We start from the raw sequence: 19,841 nt of genomic DNA, 5'->3' as shown, positions 1-19,841 counted from the left end.
GACGGCGGGTCCTGGCTCACGAAGCCGGGGCCCGCTGTCGTGCACACGTTGCGTTCGCCGGACTGCCGGCGGTCACGACACCGGTGCCGGGCCGGACCGGCGGATGCGGGGCGTGACCACCACCCGGGGTTGGTGACGAGGCGCAGGATCGGCGAAGATCGCTGCATGCGGAGTCGGTCGGGGGTACTGCTGGCGGTCGTGTCGGGGCTGTTCTCGGTCCTGCTCGCGGTGGCCGTCAACGTCGCCACCGGTGGCACCCTGCCGGACCCGCTGGACGAGGTGGCATGGCTGGCCTGGCCCGCGGTCGGGGTCCTCGGCCTGGCCGGTGCGGGGCTGGCGCTCTGGCAGCAGCCGGCGCCGCCGCCGGGGCCCGGGCCCGCACCAGTGCCGGGGCCGCCGCCCGGGCCGGCCGCGCCGGCCGAGCTGCCCGCGGCGACGCCGCTGTTGGGGCGGGACGCCGAGGTCGCCGAGATCGTGCGGGTGCTCAGCGGCGAGTCGCCGGTGGTGACGCTGGCCGCGGCGCCCGGCACCGGCAAGACGTCGCTGGCGCTCGGCGCCGCGCACGCGCTGCGGCCCCAGTTCCCTGACGGGCAGCTGTTCGCGACGCTGCGCGGCGCGTCGGCGGAGCCGGTCGCGCCGGAGGCGGTGCTGGGCCGGTTCCTGGCCGCGCTCGGTGTGCCCGAGGACGAGCGCCGGGGTGGCACCGAGGAGCTCGCCGCGCGGTTCCGCTCCGCCGTGGCCGACCGGGCCGTGCTGGTGCTGCTCGACGACGCCCGCGACGCCGCGCACGTGGCCGCGCTGCTGCCGGGCGGGGCCCGGTGCGCCACGATCGTCACCAGCCGGCGGCAGCTGACCGGGGTCGCCAACGCGCATGCGGTACCCCTCGCCGCGCTGCCCGAGGACGCCGCCGTCGAGCTGCTCGAACGCGTCGCCGGCGCCGGCACGGTGCGCCGTGACCCCGATGGTGCGCGGGCGCTCGTCGCCGCCTGCGCGGGGCTGCCGCTCGCCGTGCTCATCGTCGCCGGCCGGCTGCGTGCCCGTCCACAGTGGACGCCGTCGGCGCTGGCGGAGCGGCTCGCGGGCGAGCACCGGCGCCTTGACGAGCTGCGCCAGGGCGATCTGGCGGTGCGCTCGACGTTCCAGGCCGCGTACGCCGAACTGTCCGAAGTGGACCGGCTGGTGTTCCGCCGGGCCGGGTCGCACCCGGGGCAGGTGTTCACCCTCGCCGCCGCGGCCGCCCGCGCGGGCGTCGACGAGGCCGCCGCGCGGCAGTCGATGGACCGGCTCGTCGACGCGTTCCTGGTCGAGTCGCCCGGCCCCGACCGGTTCCACCTGCACGACCTGCTGCGGCTGTTCGCCACCGAGACGCTGACCGCGCAGGAGCACGCGGAGACCTCGCAGCGCCTGCTCGACTGGCTGCTGGACCGGCACCGGGCGCGGCCCGCCGGCACGGACGCCGCGGGGCTGCCCGCGGTGCTGGCCGAGGGCGTCGCCACGGGCCGGCACGGTGCCGTGACGGCGCTCGTCGACGCCGTGCAACCGGACGTCACCGACCCGTTCGACCGCGTCGCGATGTGGACGGCCGCCGCGGACGCCGCCGGCGCCGACCGGGTCGGGCGGGCCAGGGCGCTGCGCTGGGTGTCGCACTCGCTGACGATCGCCGGGGAGGTCCAGCGGGCCCTGCCGCCCGCGGACGAGGCCGTCGCCCTCGCCGAGGCCGCCGGCGACCGGTGGGAGACCGCCCAGACGGTGCGCCGGCGCGGCGAGGCGCTGCGGGACCTGCACCGCTTCGCGGAGTCCGAGGCGGCGCTGCTGCGGGCCCTGGACCTGTTCGTCGAGCTGGGCCGCGTCGACGAGGAGGTGGAGGTACGCACCGCGCTGGGCACCCTGTACAACAACTTCCGCCGCCACGAGCTCAGCGTGCCGATGATGGAACGGGCCCGGGAGCTGCTGCCGGCCGACGCGGAGACGGCGCAGGCCGGCTGGGTGCGCCTGGTGCTGGGCCTGGCGTACCGGTTCGCCGGGCGCCGGGCCGAGTCCGACGCGGTCACCGCCGAGGTCGAGGCCGTCGCCGCCCGCGCCGGCGACGACTACCTGCTCGCGTACTACCACCAGGAGCTGGCCTGGACCGCCGAGAGCGACGGCCGCTGGGACGACGCCGAACGCGGCTTCGGCCGGATGCGCACCCTCGCCGAACGCATCGGCAACGGCGCCGCCGTCGGCGGTGCGCTGCTCGGCCTCGGCCTCGTCGCCGAACGCCGCGACGACCTCGGCACGGCCCTGCTGCGGTACCGCGAGGCCGCCGACCGCTACGCCCGCCTCGGCGACCGCGTCCGCGAGGGCGAGGCCCGCCTGCGCGTCGCCGCCGTCCTCAACACCCGGGGCGACGTCGCCGCCGCCGTGGCGGAGCGCGCCACCGCGGACGCCCTCATCGGCGACACCGACTACCCGTGGGGCGATGCCCTGCTGTCCCGCCTCCCCGACGCCCCCTGAACGGGGTGGGTCGAGCGCTGGTCGCGTCGGTCAGGGCGCCCCGACGGTGCCTGTGGCAGGGCACGAGCGCCTGCAGCGCTGCCTGCGGGCCGGTCAAGGACGCAGGAGGTGGGCGACGTCCAGGGCGCGGTCCGGACCGCCGCCGGCGTCGGCGGTCCACACCGAGGACAGGACGGCCTTGACGAAGCCCCAGGCGGCGAGCCGGTCGATCGGCTCGCCGAGGGCCGCGGACAGCTGCCGCAGGCGGGCCGGGACGAGGGCGGTCAGCGCCGGGTCGCGGTCGCCGGGGTCGGGGTTGAACAGGATCGAGCCGGCCTCGTAGCCGGGGTCGCCGACGAGGCCGTGCGGGTCGATGGCCAGCCACGGCTCGCGGGTGCCGCGCAGCACGTTGTCGTGGTGCAGGTCGCCGTGCAGGACCGCCGTACGGGGTGCGGACGCGCACAGGTGGCGCATGACGGCGGCGGCCTCGGCGACCAGGTCGGCGGGGACCGCGCCGCGGTGCCGGTCCAGCGCGCCGACCTGGGACAGGACGGTGGGCAGGCCCGGCACGGGCGGCACGTGCAGCCGGCGCATGAGGTCGGCGAGCACCGCCGTGGCCGCGGCGTCGTCGGTGGCGGCGAGGTCGCGCAGCCGGTCGCCGGGGCTGACCTGCTCCAGCAGCAGGGCGCCGCGGGCCGGGTCGGCGCGCAGCAGGCGGGCGGCGCCGTGGCCGTCGAACGCGGCGAGCGCCGCCGCCTCGGCCGACAGTTCGAAGCCGGCCTTCAGCACCGCGGGGGTGCCGTCGGCGCGGCGCACCGCGGCCACGTAGTGGTACGTGAGGTCGTACGGCGCGCCGAGGGTCAGGCCCCAGTCGGCGGCGAGGCCGGCGAGCAGGTCGGGCAGGTCCGCGAGCCAGCGCTCGCCGGCGGCGCCCCACGTGCCGGCCACGTTGCGCCGCAGGGCGGTCAGGATGTGAACCACGCCCGCAGCTGCGCGGCGGCCTGGGCGAGGGCGACGCGGGCCTCGTCGACCGCGCCGGCCATGGCGAAGAATCCGTGCGCCATGCCGTCGTACCGGGCGAGGGTGACCGGGACGGCGTCGTCGGCGAGGCGCTTGGCGTAGCGCTCGCCCTGGTCGCGCAGCGGGTCGTACTCGGCGGTGATGACCAGCGCCGGGGGCAGGCCCTTGAGCGACTCGGCGCGCAGCGGCGAGGCGAGGGGGTTCTCGGCGTCGTCGGGGTCGATCAGGTAGTGCTTGCGGTACCAGGCGACCGAGTGGTGGTTGAACAGGTACGGGTCGCCGTTGGCCCGCATCGACTCGTCGTCGGCGAGCTGGTCGGTGTTGGGGTAGACGAGGAGCTGGCCGACGAGGGTGAGGTCGCCGGCCTCCCGGGCGATGAGGGTGGTCGCGGCGGCCAGGTTGCCCCCGGCGCTGTCGCCGCCGACGGCGATGCGGTCCGGGTCGGCGCCGAGCTCGGCGGCGTGGTCGGCGACCCAGCGCACCGCGGCGTAGCAGTCCTCGATCGAGGCGGGGAACGGGTGCTCCGGCGCGAGCCGGTAGCCGGGGACGACGACCAGGCAGCCGGCGCTGTTGGCGAGGGTGCGGCAGATGCCGTCGGCGGTGTCGATGGCGCCGAGGACCCAGCCGCCGCCGAAGAAGTAGACCAGCACCGGCAGCGGGCGGTCGCCGGACGGCCGGTACACCCGCACCTGCAGCTCGCCGCCGGGCCCGTCGATCCAGTGGTCGGTGACCTCGTGGACCGGCTCCGGGGTGCCACCGCCGGCCTTGATGGCGGCCAGGTCGGCCTCCCGGGCCGCCTCGAGGGTCATCGCGTACAGCGGGGTGGCCCCGTCGCGCTCGCGCTGGTCGCGCATCGCCTGCAGCTGCGGGTCGAGTGGCATCGTCAGGCTCCCTGGATCTCTCGGGACAGGCGGCGGATCAGCTCCGCCGCGGCGATGGCGTGGCTGCGACCGTTGCCGTGCAGCCCGTCGGCGCCGGTGAGGACGTCACCGGTGGCGATCGCGGGGTGCGTGGCGAGGTCGACGTGGACGGTGCCGAGGGCCTCGGCGAGGGCCGTGGTGCGGCGGCCGAGCAGGGCCATCCGGCGGGAGAACGCCGGGCCGAGCCAGTCCGGCATCCGCGGGTACCGCGGCATGACGAACAGCGACACGGTGACGACCGTGGCGCCGGCGTCCTGCAGCGGGCGGACCAGCGCGGTGAGCGTCGCGTCGACGGCGTCGGCGCGGGCCTCGTAGCCGGGGCGCATCGCGTCGTTGGCGCCGCACACGACGAGCGCGAGGTCGGGCCGGAAGGCCAGCGCCGGGCCGAGCTGGGTGGCGAGGACCTCCGCGGCGCGCAGGTTGCGCCGGCCGAGGTTGCGGTGCGCGAGGCCGGGCCGGTGCCGGGCCAGCTCCACCCGCAGACGGTCGGGGAACGCCAGGGGGTGGTAGCCGTCGACGGGCTCGGTGAGGCCTTCGGCGACGCTGTCGCCGAGGACCGCGAACCGGTGCCAGGGGTGGCCCCGCAGGAGGCGCTCGGCCTCGCCGTCGCCGAGACAGAACGGGTCGGATGTCTCGGCGGTCAGCATGCTATCGATGGGCATATAAGCCTTTCGGCTCATGTCATGGCGTTGCGTGGTCCCGATAGGCTACCGCCTATGGAGCGCCGGTGACACGATCTCAGACCGGGCCGGTTCTGACCGCCTCCGACTACCAGCGTCTCGCCCGTGAGGTCGTCGATCCGGACGTGTGGGACTTCATCGAGGGCGGTGCGGAGTCCGAGCGGACCCTGCGGGCCAACCTCGCCGCGTTCGACCGTTTCCGGCTGCGGCCGCGGGTGCTGACCGACGTGTCCACCGTCGACACCGCGGTGTCGGTGTTCGGCACCCGGTACCGCACACCGGTCGGCGTGGCGCCCACCGCGTACCACCGCCTCGTGGACGACGAGGGTGAGGTCGCCACGGCGCGGGGTGCGGGCGCGGCCGGCGCGCTGTTCGTGGTCAGCGTGTTCGCCAGCCGCACCCTCGAGGACATCGCCGGGGCGGCCGGCAGCGGGCTGTGGCTGCACCTGTACTGGTTCCGCCGCCGCGAGGTGATGGCCGGTCTCGTGGAGCGGGCCGCGGCCGCGGGGTTCGGCGCGCTGGTGCTGACCGTCGACGCCCCCCGCATCGGCCGGCGCTGGCGCGACATGCGCAACGGCTTCGCGATCGGCGGCGACGTCGCCGCGGTGAACATCGACGCGGCGGTCATGGCGCTGACCCACCACAGCGACGAGGGCCGCTCGGCGATCGCCGAGCACGCCGCCGAGTCCTTCGACGCGGCCGTCACCTGGGCCGACCTGGCCTGGCTGCGGCAGCGCACCAGCCTGCCGATCGTGCTCAAGGGCATCCTGACCGCCGAGGACGCGGCCCTGGCCGTGGCGCACGGCGTCGACGGGATCATCGTGTCCAACCACGGCGGCCGCCAGCTCGACGGCGCCGTCGCCAGCCTCGACGCGCTGCCGGAGGTCGTCGACGCGGCCGGTGCGGCCGTGCCGGTGCTGTTCGACGGCGGGGTGCGCCGCGGCACGGACGCCCTCACCGCGCTCGCCCTCGGCGCGCGGATGGTGCTGCTGGGCCGGCCGCCGCTGTGGGGGCTCGCCGCCGGCGGCGCCGACGGCGTCGAGGGGCTGCTGCGCACGACGACCGAGGAGCTGGCGCACGCGATGGCGCTCGCCGGCCGTCCGCGCCTGGCCGACCTGGACCGGTCGGTGGTGCGGGCCCGACCAGGAGATGAGCGGTGATGGTGAAGCTGCACAGGGAAGCCCTGCACGTGTCGGTCTCCGACCCGGTGTCGGCGTCGATGAACTTCCTCAACGAGGTCGCCGGCCGGTTCCCCGACGCGATCTCGCTCGCCGCGGGCCGCCCGTTCGACGAGTTCCACGCCGTCGCCGACATCGACAAGCATCTGCAGGCGTACCTGACGCACCTGCGCGAGCGCGGGCTGAGCGACGTGCAGAGCCGGCCGCTGCTGACCCAGTACGGGCGCACCAACGGCCACATCGGCGGGCTCATCGCCCGGATGCTCGACGTCGACGAGGACATCCGCGTCCCGGACGAGGCGGTCATGGTGACCGCCGGCTGCCAGGAGGCGATGGTGATCGCGCTGCGCGGCCTGTGCGCGGCCCCCGGCGACGTGGTGCTCGCCGCCGAGCCGTGCTACGTCGGGTTCACCGGCGCCGCCCGGATCCTCGGCATCGAGGTGGTGCCGGTGCCGGAGGCGCCGGACGGGCTGCACCCCGAGACGGTCGCCGCGGTGGCCGCCGAGGTCCGGGCGAGCGGGCGCACCCCGAAGGCGCTGTACGTGGTGCCCAACTTCGCCAACCCGTCGGGCGTGTCGCTGCCGGTCCCGACCCGCCGGGCGCTGCTGGACGTGGCCGCGGCGGCGGACCTGCTGATCCTCGAGGACGACCCGTACGGGCTGTTCGGCCTCGACGACGAGCCGCGCCCGACGCTGAAGTCCCTCGACACGGACCAGCGCGTGATCTACCTCGGGTCGTTCGCCAAGTCGTACTTCCCGGGGGTGCGGGTCGGGTTCCTCGTCGCCGACCAGCCGGTCGTGGACGCCTCGGGCCGGCGCACGCTGCTGGCCGAGGAGCTGTCGACGGTGAAGAGCATGCTCACCGTCAACACCTCGGCGCTGTCCCAGGCGGTGGTCGGCGGGATGCTGCTGGACAGCGGGTTCAGCCTGCGCGGCGCCAACCAGGCGAAGATCCGCTTCTACCGGCGCAACCTGCAGACCCTGCTGGCCGCCCTGGAGCGGCACTTCGCCGGCACGCCGGTGCGGTGGAACAGCCCGAGCGGCGGGTTCTTCGTCGTGGTGGACGTGCCGGTCGACGCGTCCGAGGAGCTGCTGGAGGTCTCGGCCCGCGAGCACGGGGTGCTGTGGACCCCGATGCGGTTCTTCTACCTCGGTGGCGGCGGCGACCACGCGATCCGGCTGTCGTGCAGCGCCCTGGAGCCGGCCCGGATCGAGGAGGGCGTGCGCCGCTTCGCGGGCCTGATCGACGCTGCCGCCTGAGCATGGACGCGGTTGAGGTGTGGCTCGCCGACGCGCGGGTCCCCGACGACGCGCTGCCGGCGCTGGCCGTGCTGCTCGACGACGACGAGCGGCGCCGGCACGCCACCATCGTGCACCCCATCGACCGGCGCCGGTTCGTGGTGGCGCACGCGGTCACCCGCCGCCTCGTCGGCGCGGTGCTGGACGCCCCGCCGCACGCGCTGCGGTGGGCGCACAACGCCAACGGCAAGCCGTCGCTGACCGGGCCGTACACCGGCGTCGAGGTGAACCTGTCGCACTCCGGCGACCTCGTCATGGTGGCCGTGTCCCCCCGCCGCCCCGTCGGTGTCGACCTGCAGCGGGTCATGCCGGGCCTGGACTGCGCGGCGATGGCCCGCCGCTTCTACCCGCCCGGCGAGGCCGACCTGGTCACCGGCGACGGCGGCCACGAACGCTTCGCGGCGCTGTGGGCCCGCAAGGAGTCCCTGGTGAAGGCCGCCGGGGCCAGGCTCACCCGGGGGCTGGCGACGCCGGTGGCCGGCCCGGCGCCGGTGGTGGTCCAGCACGACGGGCCGTTCCGGATCGCGGACCTCGCGGCGCCGGAAGGGTTCCGGGCCGCGGTCGCCCTCGCCGGCGAGGAGCCGTTCACGGTGACGCAGCGGGTGCACGGCGCCGCCTGAGATCCGTGACCGGTACGGCAGTTGACCGGGTCTGACACAGTGCGCCGCATGTCCGAGACGATCAACGACCGGGACGCGGCGCGGCGTCTCGCTCGCGAGGGCCGGTGGCAGGACCTGCGCCGGCTGCTGCTCACCTCGGTCGACACCGACACCGGGCCGGTCAACGCCTGGTGCCGGTTCCACGAGACGCACGGCACGATCGAGGACTACCTCGACGACGTCGAGCCGGCCCGGCGCGCCGCCGCCGGGCGGACCGACGCCGCCGTCGAGGCCGGGGAGCCCGCACCCGCGCTGCACGACGAGATCTGGTTCGGGCTGGTCACCGCGAGCCTGCGCGGCCGGCGTACCGCCGTCACACCCGACCTGCTCGAGCTGGCGGTGGCCGACGGCGTCTGGTCGGTGCGCCAAGCCGTGGCTCACCTGCACCGCGACCGCCGGATCCGCCCCGGGCACGGCCAGGACCTGCTCGGCCTGCTGCCGCACGCTCCGGTCGCGGACCGGCCCGAGCTGCTCGCCCTGGCTTCGGCGGCGGTGGCGGGCATACCGGAGCCGTACCGGCGGGTCCATGGCTGGATCGCGCTCCTGCCGCATCTGGCGCCCGGGCAACGCGCCGCCGCGGTCGCCGCCGCGCTCGACGCGGTCCTCGCCTGCCACGACGCGTACCGGGAGGAGGCGCTCGCCGGCATCGTCGCGCACCTCTCGCCCCGGCAGCTGGAGCGGGCCGCGGTCGCCGCCGCGGACAGCCCGTACCCGGACCGCCGCGCGAGGATGCTGGCGCTGCTCGTGCCGCACGCGCCGGACAGGTGGCTGCCCCAGCTGTTCGCGACCGCGCTGGCGAGCACCCATGAGCCGGCGCGGGCCCACCTCCTCGCCGCCCTGGCACCGCGCCTGCCGGCCGGTCCCCGCCGCCGCGCGCTCGCGCCGCCGGCGCGCTGGCCGACCCGTCCGCCCGCGCGCAGCTGCTGACCGCGCTGGTGCCGTACGCGCCGGACGGGACGGGGAGCACCGTCATCGAGCGGGCGCTGGACGCGGCCACCGCCGTCGACGGCCGGCGCGAGCGCACGGCGGCGCTGCTCGACCTCGTCCCGCACCTGCCACCGGACCGGCTCCACCGCTGCCTCGACGCCGTGCTCGACGACCTCGCGGCCGACCCGGAGACCGCCGACCTGGCCCGCCTCGCCCCGTACCTGGCGGACCGGCACTGGCCCGCGGTGATGGCCGTCGCCGCCGCCGGCGGGCGCGAGCGGGGGCAGCTGCTGTGGTCGTTCGTGCCCCATCTGCCACCCGACCAGGTCGAGCCGGCCCTGGCCGTCGCCTCCGGCGGACCGCCCGGGTCCACGGCGATACCCGTGCGCGTCGCGCTGGCCCGGCGCCTGCCCGCCGAGCGGCGAGGCGCCCTGCTCCGCAAGATGCTCGCCGACTCCGCCGTCGTCGTCGGCGACGCCGGCGCCCGCGCCCGGGTCCTCGTCGCGCTCGTGCCGCACCTGCGCACGGACCGGCTCGGCGACGTCCTGCGCGCCGCGACCGCGTTCGGCGACGCGGCCCACCGGGCGCAGGTGCTCGTCGCGCTCGCCCCGCACCTGCCCGTCGCGGCGGCGCCGGCCCTGGACGCCGCCGTCGCCGTCGAGCACCCCGGGACCCGGACCGGGCTGCTGACCCGGCTGGCGCCGGCGCTTCCCCTGGACCTGCTGCGCCGGGCGACCGGCGCGGTCCTGGGCGTCGAGCACGCGCACCTGCGGGTCCCGGCGCTGGGCGCACTGCTGCCGTACCTGCCGGCCGGGGACCGTGCCGCCGTCCTCGGACCGGCCGTCGAGTCGCTCGCCGACATCCGCGTCATGAACGACCACGCGGCCGCGCTCGCCGGGCTCGTGCCGTACCTGCCCGCCGACCTGCTGCACGAGGTGTACACGCGGGCGGCGGCACCGGTGCCGTTCGTCTGGTCGCTCGCCACGCTCGCCCCGCACCTGCCGGACGGGCACCGGCAGCGGGCGGTCGCCGTCGCCCTGGCCGCGGCCACCGCCGGCGACCGCGGCTACGCGCTGCCCGGCGAGCTGCCCGCGCTGCTGCCCCTGCTGTCGGCGGACCAGCTGGAGCAGGCCGTCGCCGCCGCCCTCGCCCTGGACGTCGGCCGCGCGGAGGCGCTCACCGCGCTGCTGCCGTACCTGTCCGGCGACCGGCGCGCCGACGTGCTCGCCCAGGCGCTCGCCGCGGCCGCCTCGACCGGCGACCTGCCCTCCCGGCTCGCCGCGCTGGTGGTCCTGCTGCCGCACCTGCCGGCGGACGAGCGCGACGCCCTCGCCGGCGAGGCCCTGGCGACCGTCGAAGGCGCCACGGTCGACTACAGGCTGGCACGCATGCTGGTGACGCTCGGCCCGGTGCTGTCGCCGGACCGGCTCGACCGTGTCATGGCAGCCGCGGTCGCGCTGCCCTCCGAGCACGACCGCAGGTGGGCGGTGGCCGGGCTCGCGCCGCACCTGCCGCCCGCGCTGGTTGCCCGCTACACCCCCGTGGCGTCCGATGACATCACGATGGCGGCGATGGCGCGGCGGGCGGCCGCCTGTGTCGAGGCGGACCCGGCACAGGCGCCGCTGGCGCTCGCGGTCCTGCGGCGTGCGCTCGCCGCGCCGGACCGCGCGACGGCGCTCGCCGGCCTGGCCGGGCTCGCCCGATTCGTGGGGACGCTCACCGGCGCCGGCGTCGGCCCCTGCCTGGACGCCGTGCTGCAGACGGCCGCCTGGTGGCGCTGAGGACCGTCACCGCCGCGGACCGCGGCCGGTGACGCTGACGCCGCCGGCGACGCCGGCCCGGCGCCGCCCCGGGACCGCGGATGCCGCGTACGGCGGTCTGGTGGCGCGGGCAACTGGTGAACCGCGCCGGTGTCCCGGTCAGCCGAAGGCGGCCACGCACAGGTAGCGCAGCACCGGGTCGTGGTCGGCGACCGCGATCCGCCCGGCGGTGGCCAGGTCGAGCCCCGCGAGGGCCGCCCAGACGCCGGTCATCGGCTGGGCGGGGTCGGCCAGGACGACCCGGTCGGCCTTCACGTCGTCGGCGAACGCGGCGAGGCCGCCGCCGAGCACCACGGTCGAGGCGTCCAGGCCGTCCAGGCCGTCCAGCACCGCGTCGGCGTCGGGGGTCACGGTGACCGAGGTCAGGGCGGCCGCGGCGGACGTGTCCAGGTGCAACGCGACGCCCGCGTGCGCGGCCGGCAGGGTCACCGGCACGCCCGGGTCGTAGGGCAGGTCCGCCTGCTCGACGGCGATGAGCACGGCCCGGGGATGGGTCGCGGCGTACGTGCGCATCAGCGACAGGGCCGTGAACGCGGCGGCCCGGCCCTGGTCGGAGACCGCGAACGACATCGGCTCGCCGGGGCAGACGTGGGTCAGGTACGTGCTGACCGCCCGCCCGGGGGAGATGTCCGGCACGTCGTAGGCGAGCACGAGCAGGTCGACCGGCGAGGACGGCAGGAGCTCCACGGCCATCTCCCCGTAGGACTGCCCCCGCACCGGGTCGAGCGCGCCGGGGGACAGGGTGAGCCCGTGCGGCGCGAGGAGGTCCGTGAGGTACGTCGACAGGCGGGCGGCGTGCCCGGTGTCGGCGGCGAGGGCGGCCGGTTCGGGGAACCGGCGCGACACGGCGCGCCGGAGCCCCCAGCGGTCTTCGACGGGCATGCTCACTCTTCCGGCAGCAGGTTACCGGCGACGTAGTCGGCGAGGCTGCCGACCGTCTCGAAGTTGTCGCGGCCCATGTCCTCGACGCTGATCTCGCGCTCCAGCTTGTCCTCCAGCTCCAGGACCAGCTCCAGGCCGGTGGTGGAGCTCATGCCGAGGTCGTCCATGAGCGTGGTGGTCTCCGAGGCGCCGGTGACCTCCCGCTTCAGCACGCGCGGCAGCAGCTCGCAGATCGTGTCGACGACCTGCTGGCGCAGCTCCGGGTCGATCGTCGTGGTGGTGTCGCTCATGTGGGGCTCCTTCGGGGATGTTCAGTGCTCGAAGACCATGGCGGAGAACGTCGCGCCCCGGCCGGCGCCCGCGGCGGCGACGACGTAGCGGTCGCCGGGGCGCAGCAGCGCGCGGTGCACGGCGGTGCGGTGGTTGAGGAACGCGTCGGCGCAGAAGACGTGGCCGTAGTCGGCGACGTGGTCGAGCAGGACCCGGTCCAGGGGGTAGCCGATCCGCTTGCAGACGCGCTGCCAGGCGACCACGTTCACATTGTGCGGCAGGATCAGGGCGATGTCGTCGAGGCTCAGCCCGGCCCGGGCGACGGCGCTGGTGACGGCCTCGCCGAGGGCGTCGTGGTAGACGCGCTGGAACTCCCCGGCGACCTCCTCCAGCTCGCCGTCGAACTCGCCCCGCAGCCGGGCCACGTAGCTGAGCTGCCGGTCGCGGGGGCCGGTCGCGGCGACGAGGCAGGCGGCGGCGCCCTCGCCGAACATGGACGTCTCCGGCACGAAGCGGGCCTCGCCGGTGAACGCCTTCTCCCCGGTGAGGACCAGGGCGAGCGCGTCCGGCGGCGCGGTGGCCAGCAGCCGGCCGGCGAGGTCCACGGCGAGCAGCCCGGAGGCGCACGCGTGGTGGCCGACGGCGAACGCCTGCGCGTGCCGCAGCCCGAAGGACCGGCACACCTCGTGCAGCGGGTTGTGCGGGTACGGCACGACGCCCGGGAACGTGCGCGCGTACAGCACGTAGCGGATCCGCTCGGTCTGCGCCGTGGTGAGCCGCAGGTCGGCGACGGCGAGGCGCAGCAGCCCGGTGAGCGAGGTGTCCGGCGCCTGCGCCGCGGAGCCGAGCTTGTGGTAGCGCCGGAACACCCGCAGCTGCATCGGGGTCAGGTCGAACTCGTCCGCGAGGGACTCGATCGGGACGCGGCCCGGCGGCACGTGGGTGCCGACGGCGACGAGAGCGGTCACAGGGTCCTCGTTTCCGGTGCGGTGTCCAGTGCCGTGAGCGCCTGGTGGACGGCGATCGTCTCGACCCGCCGGGCGAGGGCCTCCACGCGGGCCGGTGGGGTCCGCCACGTGTCGGTGAACCAGGTCAGCAGGAACCGGCCGGGTTCGTCGTCCACGTCGACGTTCAACGGGTCGTACGGGTCGTCCTGGGCGGCGGTCCAGCGGAACTCGCCGGGCGCGGCCGCACGGACCTGCTCGGCGGTCGGCTTGTCGCCGGGGAACATCTGCCGGCTGACGGTGCGCCGGTCGTTGAGCCAGACCCCGGCGTCCAGGTCCAGGTCGAGCTCGCCGGCGAGGGCGGCGGCGCGCTCGGCGACCGCGGCCGGGTCGTGGTAGGCCCACTTGTAGGCGAGCATCGCCGCGATCCCGGTGCGGCGCATCGCCTCGTCGAACGGCAGGCCGGCGACGTCGGCGACGCAGATGCCGTGCTGGGCGACCATCGCCACGACGTCGCCGAGGCCGCGGCGGAACCGGTTGTCCACCATGGGCCGGATGACGGCGGGGCGCCCGTCGCCGGCCTCCCGGGTCAGGGCGATCGCCAGGAACGTCATCAGCACCTGCGACGTGTCGATGTCGGCGACGACCGACACGGCGTGCGTGGCGTGGTACAGGGCCGCGGAGTGGAACTCGCCGCGGTGGTGGCGGGGCCCGTCGCGCGGGGTGAGCGGGCGCTTCGGCGGCAGCTGCCGCAGCATCCGGTCCCAGTGCCGCAGGGACTTCTCCCGCTGCTGCTGCCCGGCGGGGGAGGCCTGCCAGCGGACCTGTTCCAGGGGCTGCATGCCGGTGGTGGGGCCGGTCTCGGCGCGGGCGGCGACCTCGCGCAGCATGAGCCGGCCACCGACGCCGTCGGTGACCAGGTGGCAGGTGACCGTGGACAGGTACGCCGGCCGGCCGCCGACCCGCACGACGCCCATGCGGACCGGCCATTCGGCGACGAAGTCGTAGTCCAGGGCGCGGTAGTGGGCGTCGACGGCGGCGGTGTACGCCTCGGCGTCGACGCCGTCGGGCACGTCGAACACGTCCAGGCCGATCGTGCCCCAGGCGGCGACCGTCTGCAGCGGGGTGCCGTCGGCGGCGAAGCGCAGCCGGGTGCGGAACGTCGGGTACCGCCGCATCGCCCACCGCAGGTCGGCCACGACGTCCTCGACGGTCGTCCCGGCGGGCAGCGGTGCCCAGCCGCCGATGGGCAGCCAGGAACGCTGGTGGACCATGGTCCGCCAGATCTCCTGCTGCCCCCACGACAGCGGGCCGGTGCCGGCGCCGTCGCCGGAGAACCGGACCGGGATCCGCGTCGTGGCGCGGATCCCGGTGGCGTCGGCGGGTGCCGGCAGGTACGTCTCAGGCATTCGCCATCTCGGCGAGGTGCCGCTGCCGCATGAGGAACTTGCGGACCTTGCCGGTGGGACCGGTGACGATGTTCTCGTCGGGGAACACCACGACCTTGCGCAGGGTCGCCGCGGCGGCCGGGGTGAGCGCGGCGCGGACCGCCTCGGTGTGGTCGGCGTCCGGGTCGGCGCTGCTGTGCAGCGACAGCAGCACGTCGGACACGACGCCGGTGTCGGTCCGCACCGACACGATGGTGCAGTCGCGCACGTCGGGCACGGCGCGCAGGATCTGCTCCTCCGACATGGCGGTGTAGAGCCAGTCGCCGTTGCCGAGGTCGACGGAGTCGACGGCCCGGTCGACGTGGTAGTAGTACCCCTCCTCGTCGCGGAACATCAGGTCGCCGGTGAGGTAGTACCCGTTGAGCCGGTTGCGGTACGTGTTGACGTGGTCGTTCCAGTATCCGGGCGCCAGGGTGGGCGACTTGAGGCCGAAGTGGCCGACCTGCCCGACCGGCACCTCCTCGCCGGTGGCCGTGTCGAGCAGCGCGACGTCGGCGAAGACGTGCGGCACGCCGACGCACCGCCCGTAGCGCTCGGTGTCGGGCCGGTGGGTGATGTGGAAGGCGGAGTGGCCCATCTCGGTGGAGCCGAGCCCGTCGACGAAGCTGGAGCCCTTGACCCGCTTGACGCCCTCGCGGGTCACGACGTTGCGGCTGCCGACGTTGACGAGGTTGCGGATGTGCGGCTCGTGCGCGCAGTCACCGGTGTTGAACCACAGCGCGACGGAGTCCATGTCGTGCTGCTCGAGGTCGAAGCGGGCCAGCTCCGCCCAGGTGACGGCGAAGCCGAACACGCCGGTCGGCTTCCACTGCTCGATGGCGTCCAGCACCGCGCCGCCGTCGTCCTGCCGGGACAGGAACAGCAGCTCGGATCGGTTGCTCAGGGCGTGGTTGATGGTCATGATGCCGGCCGCGTGCGGGGCCGGCAGGGCACTGAGGATCCGCTCGGTGCCCTGGGCCCGCGGGCCGCTCAGCCGGATCTTGCGGGTGGCGTGGAACAGGCTGGCGTGCGAGTGCACGACGGCGGTCGGCATGCGGGTGGTGCCGGAGGAGTGGGTGATGGCGATCGGGTCGTCGGCGTGCAGCTTGAACGGCGCCGGTGCCAGCGCCGGGTCGCCGGTGCCGGTGTCGGCGGCGTCCAGCACGGGGATGCCGACGTCGTGCCCGGCGAGCCGTTCGACGTGCGCGGCGTCGGTGATGAGCGCGGTCGCGCGCAGCTTCGCGATGTACTGGACGGCGATGTCGCCGGGGATGTTCGGGTTCATCAGCGCGGGGATCGCGCCGAGCCAGACCAGGCCCATCCAGTTCAGGAAGCAGTCGGCGGAGCTGGTCACGTAGATGGCGACCGGGTCGCGGCGGGTGATGCCGTACGCGTGCAGCCACGCCGCCCGGGCCGCGGCCCGCTCCCGCAGCTCGCCGAGGGTGAGGCCCTGCCAGGCGGGGAAGCCGTCGACGGGGACGTCGAACGCGATGCCGGGACCGTCCAGGTCCGCGCCGTGCTCGATGAGCTTGTGCAGGACGTTGCCCGCTCCGACGTCGGGGTCGGCGGCGAGCGCCGCCCGGATGCTCGTGGACGCCATGGGTCTACTCCTCGGTCTGCGTGGAAAATGAGGTCTTCGCGACCTGCTCGATCGCGGTGCGCAGCTGCGCGCGGGTCGGCTGCAGCGCCAGGTCCAGCTCGCGGGCGAAGGGCAGCACCGCGCCGTCCGGGCGGGTGATCCGTTTCGGCGGCGCGACCAGGCGCATCTGCTCGGCGGCGGTGGCCAGGATCTCCCCGCCGATGCCGCAGGAGCGGTTGGAGTCGTCGACGACGACGAGCCGGCCGGTGCGCTCCAGGGAGGCGGCGAGCCCGGCCCAGTCGAACGGGTGCAGCGTGCGCGGGTCGAACACCTCGACCGACACCGTCCCGGCGAGCTCCTCGGCGACGGCGAGGGCGTCGTGCACGAGGTGGCCGACGGCGACGACCGTCACGTCGTCGCCGGGGCGGTGCACCCGGCCGACGCCGAGCGGCACCGGGGCGAGGGTGGCGAAGTCGACGTTGTCGCGGACGCCGACCGCGCCCGCCGGCGCGAACACGATGACGGGGTCGTCGTCGCGGATCGCGGTCAGCAGCAGGCCGTAGGCGTCGGCGGGGGTCGCGGGCACGACGGTCTTCACGCCGACGTGGGCGAAGAGGCTGTACGGGTGGTCGGAGTGCTGCCCGGCCCAGCCGCCGCGGGAGCCGGAGCTCGGCAGCAGGTAGGTGACCGGGACGTTGACCTGGCCGCCGGTCATCAGCGAGAACTTGTGCGCCTGGTTGGCGATCTGCTCGAACGCCAGGAACAGCAGCGCCGGGATCTGGAACTCGATGACGGGGCGCTGCCCGGCCATCGCCGCGCCGGTGGCGAAGCTGGTGAACGCCTGCTCCGAGATCGGCATGTCGACGACCCGTTCGGGACCGAACTTCTTGAGCAGGCCGGTGGTCACGTTGCTGACCGCGACGCCGACGTCCTCGCCGAAGACGCAGACGCTCGGGTCGGCGTCCATCTCGGTGCTGAGGGCCCGGTTCAGCGCCTTGAGATACGACAGGATCGGCATCAGGAGACTCCCGCCCTGGCCCGCAGGCCGTCCGCGTACAGATGGTCCAGCGCGCCGGCCGGGTCGGGCAGCGGGCTGTCGACGGCGAACCGGACCGCCTCGTCGAGCAGCGCCTCGATCTCGGCGTCGATGCGCTCGCGGTCCGCGGCCGGGATGCGGGAGCCCTGCAGCTCGACCGGGTCGCGGCGCATGCCGAGCGCGACCTCCTCGTCGGTGCGGTACCGCGGCCGCGCGGCGTGCTCCCAGGTGTGGTGGGCGTCGAACCGGTAGGCGACGCATTCGATGAACGACGGGCCGCCGCCGGCCCGGGCCCGCTCGACGGCCTCCCGCGCGGCGGCGAGGACCGCCTCCGGGTCACTGCCATCCACAGTGGACGCCGGGATGCCGAACGCCTCGGCGCGGCCGGTGATCGATCCGGCCACCGCCTGCTCGACCCGGGTGGTGGTGGCGAAGCCGTTGTTCTCGCAGACGAGCACCACCGGCACCTTCCACAGCGAGGCGAGGTTCATCGTCTCCAGCACCACGCCCTGGCTGACGGCGCCGTCACCGAAGTAGGTGACGGCCACCGTGTCCTTGCCGGCCCGGCGGGCCGCCCACGCGGCGCCGGTGGCGATCGGCACGGCGGCGCCGACGATGGCGTTGGCGCCGAGGATGCCGAGGCTGAAGTCGGCGGCGTGCATGGAGCCGCCGCGGCCGGCGTTGAGGCCGGTGGCCCGGCCCGTCAGCTCGGCGAGCATCCGGGCGGGGTCCGCGCCCTTGGCCAGGACGTGCCCGTGGCCGCGGTGCGTGCTGGTGATGACGTCGCCGGGGCGCAGCGCGCCGCAGGTACCGGCCGCGATCGCCTCCTGCCCCAGGTACGGGTGGATCCCACCGACGATCGTGCCGTCGCGCACCAGTTCGATCGCGCGTTGCTCGAACCGGCGGATGAGGCGGACCGTCCGGTACAGCCCGGCGGCGTCAGTCACGTGCTACTCCCTTTTGACGGGCCTGTCAGGCCTCAGGCCGCGAGGACCTTCTCGTCGATCTTGGCGAGGATCCCGCTCCAGAGCTTGGCGCGGGCGGCGAGGGCGAGGTTGATGGTCTCCACGCACTCGTTCCACTTGTTCTCGTCGTCGCCGCACAGGTCGGTGACCATCTGCATGGCCATCGGCGTGTGGAACTCGCCGTCGACCTCGATGTGCCGCTCCAGGTAGTCGACGAACGTGCTGAGCTGCCCGCCCTGCTCGTTGACCTTCACGACCTGCTGGAACATGTCCGGGATCAGGTCCTCCCGGCCGAAGGCGAACGCGGCGGCCTGGCAGTGGATCGGCGCGGTGTCGATGAGGTGCCAGGTCAGCCCGACGAACTCGGCGGACGCCTCGGGCACCCCCGCGGCGGCCATCGCGGCCGGCACCGGGGTCCTGTCGCGCAGCAGCGAGATGAACGCGTCGATGACGGTGGTGTCGGCGCCGGCCTCCTGCATGCCGAGCAGGTACAGCTCGAAGTGGCTGATGAAGCCGCCGCGCAGCTCGTCGCTCTCCTCGACCAGCACGATGTCGTTGATGAGCCGCCGGCTGCCGGTCGGCCCGGTCGGGATCCACGGCACCTCGACGCAGGTGAGGTTGCGCTGCAGCGACTTCAGTAACGACATGAAGTCCCACACGGCGAAGACGTGGTGCTCCAGGAAGGTCTGGATCGCCGGCAGGCTGTCCAGGCGGGCGTAGATGGGGTGGGACACGACCTCGCTGCGGGCGTCGGCGATCAGCGCCTCCAGCCGATCGATGCCCGGGTGTCGCTGACCCCAGTCGTAACGGGACATGTGAGCCTCCTGAAGGGTTTGGTTAGGGCGTACGCCACAACACGGGGCAGTACTCGGGATCGGAGTAGTCGGGACGGCCGTCGTCGGTGCGCCGCACCAGCACGTCGTGGTTGTAGGTCACGACGTCTCCCGTGCTGAGCTCGAACCGGCGGTACTCGTTCGCACCGTCCTGCAGGTGGAAGGAGACCGCGCGGCGGGGGTTCGCACTGCGGTTGGGGCCGCTGCCGTGGTACGTGCGGCAGTGGTGGAAGCTCATGTGCCCCTTGGGGATGATCATCGGGATCTTGACGACCTCGACGTTGTTGTACGCGGCGTTCTCCGCGAGCATGACCTCCAGGTCGTCGCGGTTGCGCTCGGCGAAGTGCTTCGTGGTCGTGTCGTCGGCGAGGATCTCCTCCCACAGGTGGGATCCGTCGACCATGGTGATGGTGCCCATCTCCTCGCCGCAGTCGTGGAAGGGGATGAACGCCGTGAGCATGTTCTCCGACGTGCACGACGACCAGTAGTGCCGGTCGAAGTGCCACGGCACCACGTTGCTCGGCTCGCCGACGATCGGCGGCTTGTAGATGAGCGTGGACTGGAACACACGGATCTCGTCGGCCTTCGCCAGCCGGGCGGCGACCGCGCCGACGAGCGGCTTGCGCAGGATCCGCGCGATCGGGTCGCTCTCGTAGTGCACGTAGTCGTGGTGGCGCTGCACGTCGCCGTGCGACGGCTCCCAGTACGCCAGCCGCGGCGGGCGCACCGGCAGCGTGCGGGAGCGCTCGCCGGCGTAGAAGCGCTCGCTGGCCTCGACGAGCTGGTCGATCTCGTCGTCGGTGAACAGCTTCCGCGACAGGTACCAGCCGTGCCGGGCGTAGTGCTCGACGTCGTCGTCGGACGGCAGCAGCGCCAGCTCGTCGTCGGACAGCGAGAAGGTTTCGGTCATCGAGATGGTCAAGGATCGTGT

At 74.9% G+C, this 19,841-nt stretch carries 18 protein-coding genes; 6 read left to right on the top strand and 12 right to left on the bottom strand.

Going from position 1 to position 19,841, the window contains the following annotated elements; translation table 11 throughout:
* Positions 1-165: 165 nt before the first annotated feature.
* Positions 166-2,493: an ATP-binding protein gene (locus OP18_RS52985; RefSeq protein WP_052387270.1), complete on the top strand. Its 2,328-nt coding sequence runs from the start codon at positions 166-168 to the stop codon at positions 2,491-2,493.
* A gap of 93 nt (positions 2,494-2,586) precedes the next feature.
* On the opposite strand, the gene OP18_RS25160 is transcribed toward OP18_RS52985, so the two are convergent.
* Genes OP18_RS25160 through OP18_RS25150 form a run of 3 tightly spaced genes read right to left on the bottom strand, consistent with a single transcriptional unit; the run spans position 2,587 to position 5,059 of the window.
* Positions 2,587-3,453 (bottom strand): aminoglycoside phosphotransferase family protein, encoded by an 867-nt coding sequence (locus OP18_RS25160; protein ID WP_033361446.1) that lies wholly within the window; start codon positions 3,451-3,453, stop codon positions 2,587-2,589.
* Complete coding sequence (locus tag OP18_RS25155) at positions 3,438-4,373, bottom strand: alpha/beta hydrolase (protein ID WP_033361445.1); 936 nt, start codon at positions 4,371-4,373, stop codon at positions 3,438-3,440. The genes OP18_RS25160 and OP18_RS25155 overlap by 16 nt, the downstream gene beginning before the upstream one ends.
* Positions 4,374-4,375: 2 nt before the next feature.
* Positions 4,376-5,059 carry an SGNH/GDSL hydrolase family protein gene (locus OP18_RS25150; RefSeq protein ID WP_211273659.1) on the bottom strand — a complete coding sequence of 228 codons (684 nt, stop codon included), beginning with the start codon at positions 5,057-5,059 and terminating at the stop codon, positions 4,376-4,378.
* An 80-nt stretch (positions 5,060-5,139) separates the two neighbouring features.
* Here OP18_RS25150 and OP18_RS25145 point away from each other — a divergent pair, with 80 nt between their 5' ends.
* The 5 genes from OP18_RS25145 to OP18_RS52980 are packed head-to-tail and all read left to right on the top strand — an operon-like array spanning position 5,140 to position 10,935.
* Positions 5,140-6,252 (top strand): alpha-hydroxy acid oxidase, encoded by a 1,113-nt coding sequence (locus tag OP18_RS25145; protein WP_052387269.1) that lies wholly within the window; start codon positions 5,140-5,142, stop codon positions 6,250-6,252.
* Entirely contained in the window at positions 6,252-7,529 is a 1,278-nt protein-coding gene (locus OP18_RS25140) for an aminotransferase-like domain-containing protein (protein ID WP_033361443.1), read from the top strand. Before OP18_RS25145 ends, OP18_RS25140 begins: the two co-directional genes overlap by 1 nt.
* A 2-nt stretch (positions 7,530-7,531) precedes the next feature.
* On the top strand, positions 7,532-8,188 hold the full coding sequence (locus OP18_RS25135; protein ID WP_033361442.1) for a 4'-phosphopantetheinyl transferase family protein: 657 nt from the start codon (positions 7,532-7,534) through the stop codon (positions 8,186-8,188).
* Positions 8,189-8,236: 48 nt separating this feature from the next.
* Positions 8,237-9,154 (top strand): hypothetical protein, encoded by a 918-nt coding sequence (locus OP18_RS25130; protein WP_033361441.1) that lies wholly within the window; start codon positions 8,237-8,239, stop codon positions 9,152-9,154.
* A gap of 8 nt (positions 9,155-9,162) precedes the next feature.
* Positions 9,163-10,935, top strand: a complete 1,773-nt coding sequence (locus OP18_RS52980) for a hypothetical protein (RefSeq protein WP_033361440.1) — start codon at positions 9,163-9,165, stop codon at positions 10,933-10,935.
* Between the two features lie 138 nt (positions 10,936-11,073).
* Here the strand turns inward: OP18_RS52980 and OP18_RS25120 are convergent, their stop codons facing one another.
* From OP18_RS25120 to OP18_RS25080, 9 genes are read right to left on the bottom strand one after another with little or no spacing between them, the layout of a single operon-like run.
* Complete coding sequence (locus OP18_RS25120) at positions 11,074-11,856, bottom strand: hypothetical protein (RefSeq protein ID WP_052387268.1); 783 nt, start codon at positions 11,854-11,856, stop codon at positions 11,074-11,076.
* Between the two features lie 2 nt (positions 11,857-11,858).
* Entirely contained in the window at positions 11,859-12,146 is a 288-nt protein-coding gene (locus OP18_RS25115) for an acyl carrier protein (RefSeq protein ID WP_081971072.1), read from the bottom strand.
* Positions 12,147-12,167: 21 nt separating this feature from the next.
* Positions 12,168-13,094 (bottom strand): 3-oxoacyl-[acyl-carrier-protein] synthase III C-terminal domain-containing protein, encoded by a 927-nt coding sequence (locus OP18_RS25110; protein ID WP_033361439.1) that lies wholly within the window; start codon positions 13,092-13,094, stop codon positions 12,168-12,170.
* Complete coding sequence (locus tag OP18_RS25105; RefSeq protein WP_033361438.1) at positions 13,091-14,479, bottom strand: condensation domain-containing protein; 1,389 nt, start codon at positions 14,477-14,479, stop codon at positions 13,091-13,093. Before OP18_RS25105 ends, OP18_RS25110 begins: the two co-directional genes overlap by 4 nt.
* On the bottom strand, positions 14,472-16,097 hold the full coding sequence (locus OP18_RS25100; RefSeq protein ID WP_033361437.1) for a class I adenylate-forming enzyme family protein: 1,626 nt from the start codon (positions 16,095-16,097) through the stop codon (positions 14,472-14,474). The genes OP18_RS25105 and OP18_RS25100 overlap by 8 nt, the downstream gene beginning before the upstream one ends.
* Before the next feature lie 4 nt (positions 16,098-16,101).
* Entirely contained in the window at positions 16,102-17,094 is a 993-nt protein-coding gene (locus OP18_RS25095; RefSeq protein WP_033361436.1) for an alpha-ketoacid dehydrogenase subunit beta, read from the bottom strand.
* On the bottom strand, positions 17,094-18,059 hold the full coding sequence (locus OP18_RS25090; RefSeq protein WP_033361435.1) for a thiamine pyrophosphate-dependent dehydrogenase E1 component subunit alpha: 966 nt from the start codon (positions 18,057-18,059) through the stop codon (positions 17,094-17,096). The genes OP18_RS25095 and OP18_RS25090 overlap by 1 nt, the downstream gene beginning before the upstream one ends.
* A gap of 32 nt (positions 18,060-18,091) precedes the next feature.
* Complete coding sequence (locus OP18_RS25085) at positions 18,092-18,892, bottom strand: DUF3050 domain-containing protein (protein ID WP_033361434.1); 801 nt, start codon at positions 18,890-18,892, stop codon at positions 18,092-18,094.
* Between the two features lie 22 nt (positions 18,893-18,914).
* Positions 18,915-19,820 carry a phytanoyl-CoA dioxygenase family protein gene (locus tag OP18_RS25080; RefSeq protein WP_033361529.1) on the bottom strand — a complete coding sequence of 302 codons (906 nt, stop codon included), beginning with the start codon at positions 19,818-19,820 and terminating at the stop codon, positions 18,915-18,917.
* Positions 19,821-19,841: the final 21 nt, after the last annotated feature.

Origin of the sequence: Dactylosporangium aurantiacum (assembly GCF_000716715.1) — a bacterium.
Lineage (GTDB): Bacteria > Actinomycetota > Actinomycetes > Mycobacteriales > Micromonosporaceae > Dactylosporangium > Dactylosporangium aurantiacum.
The sequence above is the reverse complement of the archived record's forward strand: the minus strand, read 5'-3'. Positions and strand labels throughout refer to the sequence as shown.